A 12,364-nucleotide genomic window follows, 5' to 3' on the forward strand; every position below is an offset into this window, starting at 1 on the left:
TATGAGAGGCGCAAATGGTAGTGAATCCCATTATCCAGCTCATCTACCGAGCAGTTACCGGATGTTGCAGGCAGTCAGGACGCGGCCCTCGGCGGCCTCAAGCCTTAGCCAGCTCCGGCAGATCCCCGCTCAACCCCAAGGCCTGGCGCACGAACACTGCTTTTGCATCCGGCAACTGCTCCACAAGCTTCAAACCGGTGTTTCGCAGCCAGCGCAGCGGCAACCGGTCGTCCTGGAACAACCGTTCGAAGCCTTCCATCGCCGCCATCAACGCCAAGTTATGCGGCATGCGCCGGCGCTCGTAACGGCTGAGCACTTTCACATCGGCCAGGCGTTCGCCCCGAGCGCTGGCATTGCCCAACACTTCGGCCAGCACTGCGGCATCGAGCAAGCCCAGGTTGACCCCCTGCCCGGCCAACGGGTGAATGGTGTGTGCCGCATCACCAATCAGCGCCAGCCCTTCATCGACGTAGCGCTTGGCGTGGCGCTGGCGCAACGGCACGCACACGCGCGGGTCAGCTTCCAGCACACGCCCCAAACGCCCCTCGAAGGCGCGCTCCAGTGCCTCGAGGAAGGCCTGATCCCCCAGGGCCATGATCCGTTCGGCCTGCTCCGGCGTCGTGGACCAGACGATCGAGCACCAGTCCTGCTTGCCGTCACGGGACAACGGCAGGAACGCCAGGGGCCCATCATCGGTGAACCGCTGCCAGGCCGTGGCCTGGTGGGCGCTGCTGCAGCGCACACTGGTAACGATTGCGTGGTGCAGGTAATCCCACTCACGGGTCTGGCAGCCGGCCAGCTTGCGGACCGCCGAATGGGCGCCGTCGGCAGCCACCACCAGCGGCGTGCGTAGTTTGCGGCCGTCGGCCAACGTCAGCAGCCACTGGTCACCCGAACGGCGCAGCTGTTCCAGGCGGGCGTTGGGCAGCAGGCCGATGTCGCTGTCGTGCAGGCGCTCCAGCAGCCCGTCCTGCACTACACGGTTTTCCACGATATGGCCGAGCACCTGGGCATGTACGCTGGCGGCCGAGAAATGGATCTGCCCGGTGCCGCTGCCGTCCCACACCTGCATATCGGAATACGCCGACACACGCCGGCTGGCGATGCCGTCCCAAGCCCCCAAGCGTTCGAGGATCCGCTGGCTGGCCGCCGACAGGGCACTGACCCGCGGTTCGAACGGGGCAGCCTGATCGAACGGTTTGACCGAAAGCGGGCCGCCATCGAGCAGGATAATTTCCAGGCCGCTGTGGCGAAGCGCCAAGGCCAGGGCACTGCCGACCATGCCGGCACCGACGATCAACACATCTGCGCGCATTTCCATGCCTTACGCCTGCCTCGCTTGCGGCTTGAGCCGCACGTATAGGATTTTATCGACCCGTGCCACCAGCTCACCGGCTTCGTCACGGACATCGACCTGCACACGCGGCAGGTACTTCTTGCCGCTGGCGGTCTGCTGGCGGATTTCGCTCAGCAGCGCGTCATCGACATGGAATTGGGCATACACCGTGCCCTTGCCCGGCGCGATGAAATCGATACTGGCGGCCTTGTCCCAGACGATGTACTCGCGGCCCAGCTGCTCGATCAGCAACAGCATGTAGAACGGGTCGACCATCGAATACAGGCTACCGCCGAACTGCGTGCCGACGTAGTTTCGGTTCCAGCGGGTCAGTTTCATGCGTACCTTGACGCTGCGCATGTCCGGGCTGATGTGCTGGATGTGGATACCGGCACCCAGATAGGGCGGGTAAAGGTTCAGTAGCCAGCGCAGCATGCGGGCCCGGCGTGCCAGCCGGCGCGGGTTGCTCATGCGCGGCCCCGCTGGTCAGGGCGCGTACCAAGGCCCATGGCCTGGCGGGCGAACCAGCTTTTGGCCGGCGGCAGCAGGTCAAGGCCGAGCAGGCCGATATTGCGCCCGGCCGCCATCACGGGCTGGTTGCTGCCAAACAGGCGGGTGACCTGATCGGAGAAGCCGATGGTCAGGGCCTGATCGAAGCGCTGGCGCTGTTGATAGCCTTGCAAGCTCGCCAGATCGCCTGGATGCGAGGGGCCGGCCAACAAGGCCTCAGCCAGCGACTGCACGTCTCGCAGCGACAGGTTGAAGCCCTGACCGGCAATCGGGTGCAGGCTATGCGCCGCGTTGCCCAATACCACCAGGTGCGGCCGCACCTGCTCCTGGGCCTCGATCAAAGCCAACGGGTAGAGGTGCCGGGCACCGACCTGGCGCAAAGCGCCCAGGCGGTAGCCAAAAGCGTCTTGCAGCTCGCGCAGGAAGCTGCGCTCGTCGATATCGGCCAGGCGCCGGGCATCCATCCCTTGCCGCGTCCACACCAGCGCGCACCGGTTGTCAGGCAGCGGCAGCAGCGCCATCGGGCCCTGCTCGGTAAAACGCTCGAAGGCCTGCCCGCCATGGGCCTGTCCTGGGGTGATGTTGGCGATCAGCGCACTCTGCTCATACGGCGTACGACGCACATGAATACCCAGTTGCTCACGCAGGCCCGAGCGGCCGCCATCGGCCAGCACCGCAAGGTCGCATTCCAGGCTGGTGTCGTCGTCGAGCGACAGCCGGTAGCCACCCTCGATGGCCTGCATGGCTTTCACCTCAGCCGGGCAACGCCAGCTCACCACCTCGCGGTCCAAGCCTTGCCACAGGCATTGGCCGAGCCAGGCGTTCTCCACCACATAGCCCAAGGCAGGCACGCCCTCTTCCTTGGCATCCAGGCGGGTAGCGCCAAAGCGGCCACGGTCGGAAACCTGGATCTGACGAATGGGTTCGGCCCGCGGGCTGATGGTTTGCCACAGGCCAAGGTGCTGATAGATCTGCCGGGTGCCGAACGACAGCGCCGACGAGCGTGCATCGTAGCTTGGCTGAAAACTGTCGCCGGGAGCGAACGGCTCGATCAGCAGAATCTTCCAGCCGCGGGCTTTGGCGCCGGCCTGCAGAGCCAGGGCCAGGCTCGCCCCAACCAGCCCGCCGCCAATGATCGCCAGGTTGACTCGGTTCATGCTGCAGCCTTACGCGCGGCCTGCATCAGCGCCTCGATTTCGGCTACCGTGCGGGGCACACCCGAAGTGAGAATTTCACAGCCTTGCTTGGTCACTACCACGTCATCCTCGATCCTGATGCCGATGCCGCGCCATTTCTTCGCGACTGCTTGGTTATCGGCACCAATGTAGATGCCTGGCTCGACCGTCAGCGCCATGCCGGGCTCCAGCACCCGCCACTGGCCACCTACCTTGTACTCCCCCACATCATGCACATCCATGCCCAGCCAATGCCCGGCACGGTGCATGTAGAAGGCGCGGTATGCCTCGCTGTCGATCAGCGCCTGCACCTGGCCCTTGAGCAAGCCCAGCGCCACCAGGCCTTCGGTGATGACCCTTACCGTCGCCTCGTGGGCGTGGTTCCAGTGCTTGCCTGGGGCGATTTCGGCAAACGCGGCAGCCTGTGCCTTGAGCACCAATTCATAGATGGCTTTCTGCTCGGGCGAAAACTGCCCACTGACCGGGAAGGTACGGGTGATGTCGCTGGCGTAGCAGTCGATCTCGCAGCCGGCATCGATCAGCACCAGGTCGCCATCCTTGAGCGGAGCATCGTTCTGCTGATAGTGCAGGATACAGCCATTGCGCCCAGCGGCGACGATGGAGCCGTAGGCAGGCATTTTCGCGCCGCCCTTGCGGAACTCATAGTCAAGCTCCGCTTCGAGGCTGAATTCGTGCAACCCGGCCCGGCAAGCTTGCATGGCCCGTACATGGGCACGTGCGGAAATTTCTGCCGCGGCACGCATCACCTTCACTTCCGCTGCCGATTTATACAGGCGCATATCGTGCAGCAGATGATCCAGCGCAACGAACTCGTTCGGCGGCTGCGCGCCGAGGCGTGCCTTGGAGCGGATCACATTGATCCACTCCATCAGCCGGCGGTCGAACTCAGGGTTGCTGCCCATGGCGCTGTAGACCCGCTCACGGCCTTCGATCAGGCCGGGCAGAATCTCGTCTATGTCGGTGATCGGGAAGGCATCGTCCGCGCCAAAGTCACGGATCGCGCCTTCCTGGCCGGCACGCAGGCCATCCCATAGCTCGCGCTCGGGGTTGCGCTCGCGGCAGAACAGCACATATTCGCCATGCTCGCGCCCAGGGATCAATGCGATCACTGCCTCCGGCTCGGGAAAGCCACTGAGGTACTGAAAATCGCTGTCCTGGCGATACACATGCTCGACATCGCGGTTACGAATGGCCAGCGCAGCAGCCGGTAGAATGGCAATGCTGTTGGGGACCATCTGCGCCATCAGCGCCTTGCGCCGACGGGCATATTCGGCCTTGGGTATGCGGCTCATGGGCACAACTACCCCCAGTTGATCAGTGCAGCGAAGGTTTTGGCGCTGGCGCGGCGGGCGCGGCCAGTTCCGAATACAGCAAAAGCGGCGCTACGCGCAGGTATTCCATGACTTCCATGTAGTCGCTTTCGCCGTCTTCGGACTCTTCCAAGGCTTCCTGAACCTGGGAAATGGCCACCAGGTCCTGCAGTACTTCCTTGGCTTCGGTAGACAGGTCCTTGCCGCCGGCGTTCAGGCCAAAGCCTGTGATGAAACCCTGGCACCACTGGCCCAAGGCCTCGGCGCGGTCAGCCAGCGCGGCATCGTCGCCAGGCAGCAACAGAACGATCGCCATGTCATCGCTGGTCAGTTCACCTTTGACCATCTCCTGCAGGCCGATCAGGGCATTGCGCACGCTATCACCAGGTTCGGTTTCCAGCAGTTGGGCTGCATCGGCCAGCCAGGCCTCGGCATCGAACCCGGCACCGGCGCAGCTGCGCCCGATCAGCAGGCCGTGCAGCTCGGCAGGGGTTACAGGGTGACCATTGCTCGAAAGCAGCATGGCGAAGGCAACGTAGGGCGATTGAGTATTAGGCATGGTCGGCTAGGCGCCAGACGGCGCATTTGACTAGAATGAAGGCCTTGTATCCTAGCATCGGCAGGCGCGCCAAGACTATCGGCACTGGCCGCCGCTGCGCAGGGACAGGCATCATCGACGGGTGATTCACCACGGAGCGAAGCGAGTGCAACCCACGCAAGAGAACGACCTGCAAGCGCTGATGAGCCGGTTCGAGTTGCTGATTGAACGCGTCGAGCAACTAAAACGGCAAAATGCACTCTTAGTAGCTCAGGAAAAATCCTGGCGCGAGGAGCGCGCCCACCTCATCGAAAAAAACGAGATCGCCAAGCGCAAGGTCGAGTCGATGATTTTACGCCTGAAGGCCCTGGAGCAAGACTCATGAGTTCAAGCAATAGCGTCACCGTGCAGATCCTCGACAAGGAGTACTCGATCATCTGCCCGCCGGAAGAGCGCAACAACCTGGTCAGCGCAGCCCGCTACCTGGATGGCAAGATGCGCGAGATCCGTAGCAGCGGCAAGGTGATCGGCGCCGACCGTATTGCGGTCATGGCCGCGTTGAACATCACCCACGAGATGCTGCATCGCCAGGACGACCGGACTGCTGCACCGGTCGCGGGCACCAGCCGTGAACAGGTGCGCGACCTGCTGGAGCGGGTCGATCAGGCTTTGTCCGACGATGCGGGTACCAAAAACGGCTGAGATTGGTATACTGGCGCCACTCCCTGGGGGATGCGCCAGTCGGTTATGTCCCTGAGCCGATACGCACAACCACGGGGGTTGCACGCTGGGGCCGGTGTGCATGTCCGCCCGACGGAAAGCCTTAACGCCCCCTGCAATCTCCACCTTGAACTTTCGGGTTCAAGGGCTACACCGATAGCGGTCTTATCGGGGAGCCTGATTCTTCTTGCCCAGTGTTCAGCTGGGCAATTCGACAACTGGGATAGCCAGTGCCATGACTGAAACTGCGCCGCTCACCCGCCCCCAGCTTCGTCGCCTGCTTCGCACCGCCCGCCGCGCCCTCACCCCCGCTCAACAGCTTAAGGCCTCACGCGGCCTGTATCGCCAGCTGGCGCAGCATCCTTTGTTCCGACGCGCCCGGCATATCGCCCTCTACCTGCCCAACGACGGTGAGATCGACCCGCGCCTGCTGTTGCGCGAGGCCCAGCGCCGAGGCAAGCGCACCTACCTGCCGGTGCTGCATGCCTGGCCGCGTACCCGCATGGTGTTTCAGCGCTTCGACCAGGGCGAGAAACTCAAGCGCAACCGCTTCCGCATACCCGAGCCCTTGGCTGATCGCCGGCGCCAGCGGCCGATATGGGCGCTGGACCTGATCCTCTTGCCGTTGGTCGGCTTCGATGAAGTGGGCGGCCGGCTGGGCATGGGCGGAGGGTTTTACGACCGCAGCCTGGCTTACCAGGCACGTCGCAAGAGCTGGAAAAAACCGCTGCTGCTGGGGCTGGCCCATGAGTGCCAGAAGGTCGAGCGACTGGCGCAGGCCAGTTGGGATGTACCGCTGCAAGGCACGGTCAGCGACCGCAACTGGTACCTGGCGCCACACTGAGTGGCGCAGTACTGGAATTCAGCGACTTTGCGGGGCTGCGTCCACAGGTGCCTGGTAGGCGGTATCCAGCTTGCGCTCCCAGATCCCTTGGGCATAGCCAGTGGTGACGACGCCAAGACCGAAGATGAAGACCAGGATCCAGAGTAGATCCGGTTTGCGTTGATTCATCGAAGAATGCCCCCCTAGGCATACGTTCAGGCTCGGCGACCTTCTTGGTGCCGCCGGAGCGTCTAGCGTTAAAATCGGCGCATTCTCCGACAAGCTGAGTCATCACGCAAACGTTGACGCCAGCCGGCCGTCGGTTTCATGCAACAGGTTATTTCAAACCTTTTCAGGAGCAGTATCCATGGCCTATTGGCTAATGAAGTCCGAACCCGATGAGCTTTCCATAGAGGCTCTGGGACGCCTTGGTGAGGCTCGCTGGGATGGCGTTCGCAATTACCAGGCGCGCAATTTCATACGGGCCATGAGCGTAGGCGATGAGTTCTTCTTTTACCACTCCAGTTGCCCGCAGCCGGGCATTGCCGGCATTGCCAGGATTACCGCAGCCGCCTACCCAGACCCGACGGCGCTCGACCCAGAAAGCCATTACTACGACGCTAAGGCCAACCAAGAGAAGAATCCATGGAGCGCGGTCGACGTAGCGCATGTGAAGACATTCAGTAAGGTGCTGGGGCTGGGCTTGCTGAAACAGCAGGATGCGCTGGCGGAGCTTCCGCTGGTTCAAAAAGGCACACGATTGTCGGTGATGCCAGTGACCGAAGCGCAATGGGCGGCCATCATTAAACTGGCCAGTTGAGTTCGACTCACAAGCCTTAGGGGCTTTGCGAGCGAGCTCGGCGCGGGGGGGCGCGCCGGGCTTACAGGCTCTAGATTGCTAGCGCCAAAATCATTACTGCACAATCAAGTTATTGAACAGCAGGTCTTCGACGATTGGCTTGCCCTCTTCGGCCTCCATCACCTGTTGCACTTGCTTCAACGCCTCTTGGCGCAGCTTTTCCTTGGCATCGACGTTGCTCATGCTTTCCACGGTTTGCTGAGTGAACAGTGCCACCAGTTGGTTACGGATCAGCGGTTCATGATGTTTGACCGCAGCTGCCGCCGTATCACCCGTCACGCGCAGGGCTACATCGGCCTTGTACACGCGAAGCTTAGGGCCACCATCGAGGGCGTAGTTGCCGACGAAGGGCGGGGTGAGGGTTATGTAGGCAACCTTCGGCTCCCCTTCTTTGGCTTCCTCGGCCATGGCCGCTGCTGGCAGCATCAGCGCCAGTACCATCAAGATCCACGCTTTCACGAATTCGCTCCTAGAAACAGTTGGCGCCAGCTTACCCAGCATGCTTGGCAAACCCAAGCCCGGGCTTATGCCGACCCATCAGGGCCGAGCATGCTCGTTGCCCCGGCAAGCTGCCCTCCTACACTTATCGGCCACTACACGCAAAGGAATAGTCCCGATGAAAGCGGTGTTGTGCAAAACCCTCGGCCCGGCTCGCGACCTGGTACTGGAAGACGCAACCAGCCCGGTACCGAAGAAGAATGAGATCCTGCTCGATGTTCACGCTGCCGGGGTCAATTTCCCCGACACGCTGATCATCGAAGGGAAATACCAGTTCCAACCGCCCTTGCCATTCTCACCTGGCGGTGAGGCCGCAGGCGTGATTTCGGCAGTGGGCGAAAAAGCCGGCAGCTTCAAAGTGGGCGACCGGGTAATGGCTCTGACCGGCTGGGGGGCTTTCGCCGAACAGGTGGCGGTCCCGTTCTATAACGTCATGCCGATCCCCGAGCACATGGATTTCGCCACCGCTGCGGCCTTTGGCATGACCTACGGCACCTCGATGCACGCGCTCAAGCAGCGCGGCCAGCTGCAGCCTGGGGAAACCCTGTTGGTGTTGGGCGCCTCTGGTGGTGTCGGCCTGGCAGCGGTGGAAATTGGCAAGGCCATGGGCGCGAGGGTGATCGCAGCGGCCAGCAGCGCCGAGAAGCTTGCCATTGCCAAAGCTGCCGGAGCTGACGAATTGATCGACTATAGCCAGGCGAGCCTGAAGGACGAGATCAAGCGTCTGACAGGCGGCCAAGGCGCCGACGTGATTTACGACCCGGTCGGGGGCGAGCTGTTCGACCAAGCCGTGCGCGGCCTTGCATGGCAGGGACGGTTATTGGTGGTCGGGTTTGCCAGCGGGACGATCCCGCAAATGTCGGCAAACCTGGTGCTGCTCAAAGGGGCAGCAGTGCTTGGAGTGTTCTGGGGTGCGTTTGCCCAGCGGCAGCCGGAGGACAATGCAGCGAATTTCCGACAGCTGTTCGCTTGGCATGCCGAGGGCAAGTTGAAGCCCCTGGTGTCGAAAACCTATCCACTGGCTGAGGCCGGGGCGGCGATCGAAGCATTGGCGCAGCGCAAGGCCGTCGGTAAGTTGGTGGTGCTGGCCAAGTAATGCAGGCCCGGCCTCTTCGCGGGTGAACCCGCTCCCACGAGCGTTGCACATGGCTTGGGGTGAGCGCCAAGCCGGTGGGCGCGGCCTTAGCCGCGAATAGGTTCGTGCAGGTTATGGCAGCGCCTGAACCGGGCCTCCAGATTGCGATCGGGCATCTGGTGGCTGCGCAGCGCATTGAGGGTCTGTTCGACATAATCTTTAGTCGTACCATAACGCCCTTTGGCACTGGCCAGAATCTGGCTGAGCAAGGTGTCCGGGAGGTTTCCCGCATAGCAAGGCAAGTGCCGCTCCAGGACGAAGCCCAGTGCCTGCACTTTGCTGCCATCATCCAGCCTGCAGCTGAGCCAGTGCGGCCGGTAGGCCGGATAGGGCATTTCCCGTTGCCACAGCGCCATCAGCGACTCATCGAGATTGCTGTCCTCCAGACGGTAAGCGAACCCGCTGCAAGATCCGCCGCGGTCCAGGCCGAACACCAGGCCGGGCGTTTCCGGGGTGCCGCGATGTTCATGGGACCACAAGTACAACCCACGGTGATACCCATGCACGCGGGCTCGCTGCCGCTCGACGGACTGACACTCCGGTCGCCAGATCAGTGAACCGTAGGCAAACAACCACACAGGACCGCCTTCATGGCGAGACATGGTCATCTGCATGGAGTTGAGCAATTGCTCACGGGACAATTGCTGGCCAAAGTCCAGCGCCGGAGGATAAGTGATTCCCCAAGACAAACTTTCAAGTGCCGACATAAGCTGCCGCCATTATTCCCCGAGTGCTACACACGTAGCCAAAGACATGTAACAGACGCTCTGCGCCGCCGCGCCAAGGGCGCTTGCACTAACCATAGGATAGAACTGACAGAATGCTCAAGCCCTCGGGCGCAAGTTTCACGCAGGGTTCCGACGACTGGGAGTTAGTGTTGAGGATGCGTTGAAAGTTAGTGACTCAGGCGGTAACAATTACCGCCTTATACCCACTAGTTGCAACTTGGGTAATTAGCCGCGTGGGGCATAGGCGAATACATCGGCACGCATGCGGTGGGCATCCATACCCGCCTCTACCAGCGCATCGAGCGTGGCGTAGACCATGTTCGGCGAACCACTGGCATACACATGCACGGTGTTTAGATCCTTGACGTCCTCACAGACCGCTTCGTGCAGCATGCCGCAGCGCCCTTCCCAGCCGCACAGGTCACTGACCACCTTGTGCAGGAACAAGTTGGGCAAACGCTCCCATTCGGCCCAGTGTTCGATGGTATAGAAGTCCTCCGGCCGACGTACCCCCCAGTACAGGTGTACCGGGTGCTTGAAGCCCTGAGCGCGGCAATGCTCGACCAGGCTGTGCATCTGCCCCATGCCGGTACCTGCGGCTATCAGCACCAGTGGCCCGTCAGGCAACTCGGCCAAGTGAGTATCGCCAAAGGGCAGTTCGATGCGCGCCACCCGCTCTCGCTGAAGTTGCTCCAGCAACTGCAACGCACTGGTTTCACGACCCAGCACGTGCAGCTCAAGCTCGCGCCCGCAATGCGGCGCAGAAGCCAGCGAAAACGCCGCCTGCTTGCCGCCCTCGCGCTCGATCATCAGGTACTGCCCGGCATGATAGCGCGGCGGTCTGCCGGCCGGTGCTAGCAGGCGAACGCGCCACACATCGCCACCGACTTGAACGCACTCACTCACGCTGCACGCCAGCTTGCGCACCGGCAGCTCGCCCAAGGCAAGCACACCGTCCCAGAGCAACACACAGTCCTCCAAGGGTTCAGCGATGCAGGTGAACAACTCGCCGTGGTCGCGGACTTGGCCCTCCTGGCGCACGCGCCCTTCGACCAGCAATGCGGCGCAAACATGGCAATTGCCATTGCGACAGCTGTTCGGGCAGTCATAGCCCAGCCGCCGCGCTCCATCCAGAATCCTTTCCCCGGGTTCGAGCGCCAGCACCGCCCCGGACGGCTGCAACGTTACCTGCATCAATTTATTCCCAATTGATCCCACAGCTCATCGATGCGGCGGGTGACGGCCTCGTCCTTGACGATGACTCGGCCCCATTCGCGTGTAGTCTCGCCCGGCCACTTGTGTGTGGCGTCCAGGCCCATCTTCGACCCCAGCCCCGATACCGGGGATGCAAAGTCCAGGTAGTCGATCGGGGTGTTGTCGATCATCACCGTATCACGCTTGGGGTCCATGCGCGTGGTGATAGCCCAGATCACATCGTTCCAGTCGCGGGCGTTGATGTCATCGTCGGTGACGATAACGAATTTGGTGTACATGAACTGTCGCAGGAACGACCACACACCCAGCATCACGCGCTTGGCGTGGCCTGGATACTGCTTTTTCATGGTCACAACCGCCATGCGGTACGAGCAACCCTCAGGCGGCAGGTAGAAGTCGACGATCTCCGGGAACTGCTTTTGCAGAATGGGTACGAACACTTCGTTCAGAGCCACACCCAAAATGGCAGGTTCATCCGGTGGCCGGCCGGTGTAGGTGCTGTGGTAGATCGGTTTTTGCCGATGAGTGATGCGCTCGACGGTGAATACCGGGAAGCTGTCCACCTCGTTGTAGTACCCGGTGTGGTCGCCATAGGGACCTTCAGGGGCCATTTCGCCCGGGTGAATTACGCCTTCGAGGATGATTTCGGCGGTAGCCGGTACCTGCAGGTTACTGCCTCGGCACTTGACCAGTTCGGTGCGGTTGCCGCGCAACAGGCCAGCGAACGCGTATTCGGACAGCGTATCTGGCACCGGTGTCACGGCGCCCAGAATGGTCGCTGGGTCAGCGCCAAGCGCCACCGCCACGGGGAACGGCTGGCCTGGGTTCTTTTCGCACCACTCGCGATAATCCAGCGCACCGCCACGGTGGCTCAGCCAACGCATGATCACCTTGTTACGGCCGATCACCTGCTGGCGGTAAATGCCCAGGTTCTGGCGGTCCTTGTTTGGCCCACGGGTAACGGTCAGACCCCAGGTGATCAGCGGCGCCACGTCGCCTGGCCAGCAGTGCTGAATGGGCAGTTGGCCGAGGTCGACATCATCGCCCTCGACCACCACTTCCTGGCATACCGCGTCTTTGATCACCTTGGGCGCCATCGACACGACTTTCTTGAAGATCGGCAGCTTGGACCAGGCGTCTTTCAGGCCTTTTGGCGGCTCGGGCTCTTTGAGGAAGGCCAGCAACTTGCCGATTTCGCGCAGCTCGTCGACCGACTCGGCGCCCATGCCCATGGCCACGCGCTCAGGCGTGCCGAACAGGTTGCCCAGGACAGGGATGTCGAAGCCAGTGGGCTTTTCGAATAGCAACGCCGGGCCCTTGGCGCGCAGGGTGCGGTCGCAGACCTCGGTCATTTCCAGTACAGGGGAAATCGGAACCTGGATGCGCTTGAGTTCACCGCGCTGCTCCAGGCCACGAATGAAGTCGCGCAAGTCGCGATACTGCATGCTTGAGCCTCGTGTTGGCCGTATCGGTCGGGGTTGCAGAGTGTAGCGCCG

The 12,364-nt window shown here is 62.1% G+C and carries 15 protein-coding genes and 1 other RNA gene; 6 read left to right on the plus strand and 10 right to left on the minus strand.

All coding sequences use genetic code 11. The features are described from left to right. Positions 1 to 97: 97 nt before the first annotated feature. From HU725_RS21980 to HU725_RS22000, 5 genes are read right to left on the minus strand one after another with little or no spacing between them, the layout of a single operon-like run. Positions 98 to 1,315: a 2-octaprenyl-3-methyl-6-methoxy-1,4-benzoquinol hydroxylase gene (locus tag HU725_RS21980; protein ID WP_186476456.1), complete on the minus strand. Its 1,218-nt coding sequence runs from the start codon at positions 1,313 to 1,315 to the stop codon at positions 98 to 100. Positions 1,316 to 1,324: 9 nt separating this feature from the next. Continuing rightward, positions 1,325 to 1,807: a DUF4442 domain-containing protein gene (locus HU725_RS21985; protein WP_060477176.1), complete on the minus strand. Its 483-nt coding sequence runs from the start codon at positions 1,805 to 1,807 to the stop codon at positions 1,325 to 1,327. After that, entirely contained in the window at positions 1,804 to 3,003 is a 1,200-nt protein-coding gene (ubiH, locus tag HU725_RS21990; protein WP_186476200.1) for a 2-octaprenyl-6-methoxyphenyl hydroxylase, read from the minus strand. The genes HU725_RS21985 and ubiH overlap by 4 nt, the downstream gene beginning before the upstream one ends. Continuing rightward, a complete protein-coding gene (pepP, locus tag HU725_RS21995; RefSeq protein WP_060477178.1) occupies positions 3,000 to 4,334 on the minus strand; it encodes a Xaa-Pro aminopeptidase in 1,335 nt (444 codons plus the stop codon). Before pepP ends, ubiH begins: the two co-directional genes overlap by 4 nt. Positions 4,335 to 4,356: 22 nt before the next feature. Next, positions 4,357 to 4,911: a YecA/YgfB family protein gene (locus HU725_RS22000; protein ID WP_060477179.1), complete on the minus strand. Its 555-nt coding sequence runs from the start codon at positions 4,909 to 4,911 to the stop codon at positions 4,357 to 4,359. Positions 4,912 to 5,092: 181 nt separating this feature from the next. Between HU725_RS22000 and HU725_RS22005 the strand changes: the two genes are divergently transcribed. The 4 genes from HU725_RS22005 (at position 5,093) to HU725_RS22020 (ending at position 6,454) form a co-directional block, all read left to right on the plus strand. After that, positions 5,093 to 5,275: a TIGR02449 family protein gene (locus HU725_RS22005; RefSeq protein ID WP_029886233.1), complete on the plus strand. Its 183-nt coding sequence runs from the start codon at positions 5,093 to 5,095 to the stop codon at positions 5,273 to 5,275. Further along, on the plus strand, positions 5,272 to 5,592 hold the full coding sequence (locus HU725_RS22010) for a cell division protein ZapA (protein ID WP_060477180.1): 321 nt from the start codon (positions 5,272 to 5,274) through the stop codon (positions 5,590 to 5,592). The genes HU725_RS22005 and HU725_RS22010 overlap by 4 nt, the downstream gene beginning before the upstream one ends. Before the next feature lie 17 nt (positions 5,593 to 5,609). Continuing rightward, positions 5,610 to 5,789: non-coding RNA, 6S RNA (gene ssrS / locus HU725_RS22015), on the plus strand. Positions 5,790 to 5,845: 56 nt separating this feature from the next. Continuing rightward, positions 5,846 to 6,454: a 5-formyltetrahydrofolate cyclo-ligase gene (locus tag HU725_RS22020; RefSeq protein WP_186476199.1), complete on the plus strand. Its 609-nt coding sequence runs from the start codon at positions 5,846 to 5,848 to the stop codon at positions 6,452 to 6,454. A gap of 18 nt (positions 6,455 to 6,472) precedes the next feature. Here HU725_RS22020 and HU725_RS22025 read toward each other — a convergent pair whose 3' ends face one another. Beyond that, positions 6,473 to 6,622: a hypothetical protein gene (locus tag HU725_RS22025; protein WP_186476198.1), complete on the minus strand. Its 150-nt coding sequence runs from the start codon at positions 6,620 to 6,622 to the stop codon at positions 6,473 to 6,475. A 178-nt stretch (positions 6,623 to 6,800) separates the two neighbouring features. On the opposite strand from HU725_RS22025, the gene HU725_RS22030 reads away from it, so the two are divergent. Further along, positions 6,801 to 7,253, plus strand: a complete 453-nt coding sequence (locus HU725_RS22030) for an EVE domain-containing protein (RefSeq protein ID WP_186476197.1) — start codon at positions 6,801 to 6,803, stop codon at positions 7,251 to 7,253. Between the two features lie 93 nt (positions 7,254 to 7,346). On the opposite strand, the gene HU725_RS22035 is transcribed toward HU725_RS22030, so the two are convergent. Then, positions 7,347 to 7,751, minus strand: a complete 405-nt coding sequence (locus HU725_RS22035; protein ID WP_060477183.1) for a flagellar basal body-associated protein FliL — start codon at positions 7,749 to 7,751, stop codon at positions 7,347 to 7,349. Between the two features lie 157 nt (positions 7,752 to 7,908). Here HU725_RS22035 and HU725_RS22040 point away from each other — a divergent pair, with 157 nt between their 5' ends. Further along, positions 7,909 to 8,886: an NADPH:quinone oxidoreductase family protein gene (locus HU725_RS22040; RefSeq protein ID WP_186476196.1), complete on the plus strand. Its 978-nt coding sequence runs from the start codon at positions 7,909 to 7,911 to the stop codon at positions 8,884 to 8,886. Between the two features lie 86 nt (positions 8,887 to 8,972). Here the strand turns inward: HU725_RS22040 and HU725_RS22045 are convergent, their stop codons facing one another. The 3 genes from HU725_RS22045 to ubiD all read right to left on the minus strand — a co-directional run bounded on the left by HU725_RS22045 (position 8,973) and on the right by ubiD (position 12,313). After that, a complete protein-coding gene (locus tag HU725_RS22045) occupies positions 8,973 to 9,632 on the minus strand; it encodes a gamma-glutamylcyclotransferase (RefSeq protein ID WP_060477185.1) in 660 nt (219 codons plus the stop codon). A 246-nt stretch (positions 9,633 to 9,878) separates the two neighbouring features. After that, a complete protein-coding gene (locus HU725_RS22050; RefSeq protein WP_060477186.1) occupies positions 9,879 to 10,847 on the minus strand; it encodes a CDP-6-deoxy-delta-3,4-glucoseen reductase in 969 nt (322 codons plus the stop codon). Beyond that, positions 10,847 to 12,313: a 4-hydroxy-3-polyprenylbenzoate decarboxylase gene (ubiD, locus tag HU725_RS22055; protein ID WP_060477187.1), complete on the minus strand. Its 1,467-nt coding sequence runs from the start codon at positions 12,311 to 12,313 to the stop codon at positions 10,847 to 10,849. Before ubiD ends, HU725_RS22050 begins: the two co-directional genes overlap by 1 nt. Positions 12,314 to 12,364: the final 51 nt, after the last annotated feature.

The organism is Pseudomonas promysalinigenes (assembly GCF_014269025.2).
GTDB classification, from domain to species: Bacteria; Pseudomonadota; Gammaproteobacteria; order Pseudomonadales; family Pseudomonadaceae; genus Aquipseudomonas; species Aquipseudomonas promysalinigenes.

Excerpts from the sequence above, each read along its gene's own strand:
- HU725_RS21980 (WP_186476456.1), bottom strand. The coding sequence starts at position 1,315 with ATGCGCGCAGATGTGTTGATCGTCGGTGCCGGCATGGTCGGCAGTGCC.
- HU725_RS21985 (WP_060477176.1), bottom strand. The coding sequence starts at position 1,807 with ATGAGCAACCCGCGCCGGCTGGCACGCCGGGCCCGCATGCTGCGCTGG.
- ubiH (WP_186476200.1), bottom strand. The coding sequence starts at position 3,003 with ATGAACCGAGTCAACCTGGCGATCATTGGCGGCGGGCTGGTTGGGGCG.
- pepP (WP_060477178.1), bottom strand. The coding sequence starts at position 4,334 with ATGAGCCGCATACCCAAGGCCGAATATGCCCGTCGGCGCAAGGCGCTG.
- HU725_RS22000 (WP_060477179.1), bottom strand. The coding sequence starts at position 4,911 with ATGCCTAATACTCAATCGCCCTACGTTGCCTTCGCCATGCTGCTTTCG.
- HU725_RS22005 (WP_029886233.1), top strand. The coding sequence starts at position 5,093 with ATGAGCCGGTTCGAGTTGCTGATTGAACGCGTCGAGCAACTAAAACGG.
- HU725_RS22010 (WP_060477180.1), top strand. The coding sequence starts at position 5,272 with ATGAGTTCAAGCAATAGCGTCACCGTGCAGATCCTCGACAAGGAGTAC.
- HU725_RS22020 (WP_186476199.1), top strand. The coding sequence starts at position 5,846 with ATGACTGAAACTGCGCCGCTCACCCGCCCCCAGCTTCGTCGCCTGCTT.
- HU725_RS22025 (WP_186476198.1), bottom strand. The coding sequence starts at position 6,622 with ATGAATCAACGCAAACCGGATCTACTCTGGATCCTGGTCTTCATCTTC.
- HU725_RS22030 (WP_186476197.1), top strand. The coding sequence starts at position 6,801 with ATGGCCTATTGGCTAATGAAGTCCGAACCCGATGAGCTTTCCATAGAG.
- HU725_RS22040 (WP_186476196.1), top strand. The coding sequence starts at position 7,909 with ATGAAAGCGGTGTTGTGCAAAACCCTCGGCCCGGCTCGCGACCTGGTA.
- HU725_RS22045 (WP_060477185.1), bottom strand. The coding sequence starts at position 9,632 with ATGTCGGCACTTGAAAGTTTGTCTTGGGGAATCACTTATCCTCCGGCG.
- HU725_RS22050 (WP_060477186.1), bottom strand. The coding sequence starts at position 10,847 with ATGCAGGTAACGTTGCAGCCGTCCGGGGCGGTGCTGGCGCTCGAACCC.
- ubiD (WP_060477187.1), bottom strand. The coding sequence starts at position 12,313 with ATGCAGTATCGCGACTTGCGCGACTTCATTCGTGGCCTGGAGCAGCGC.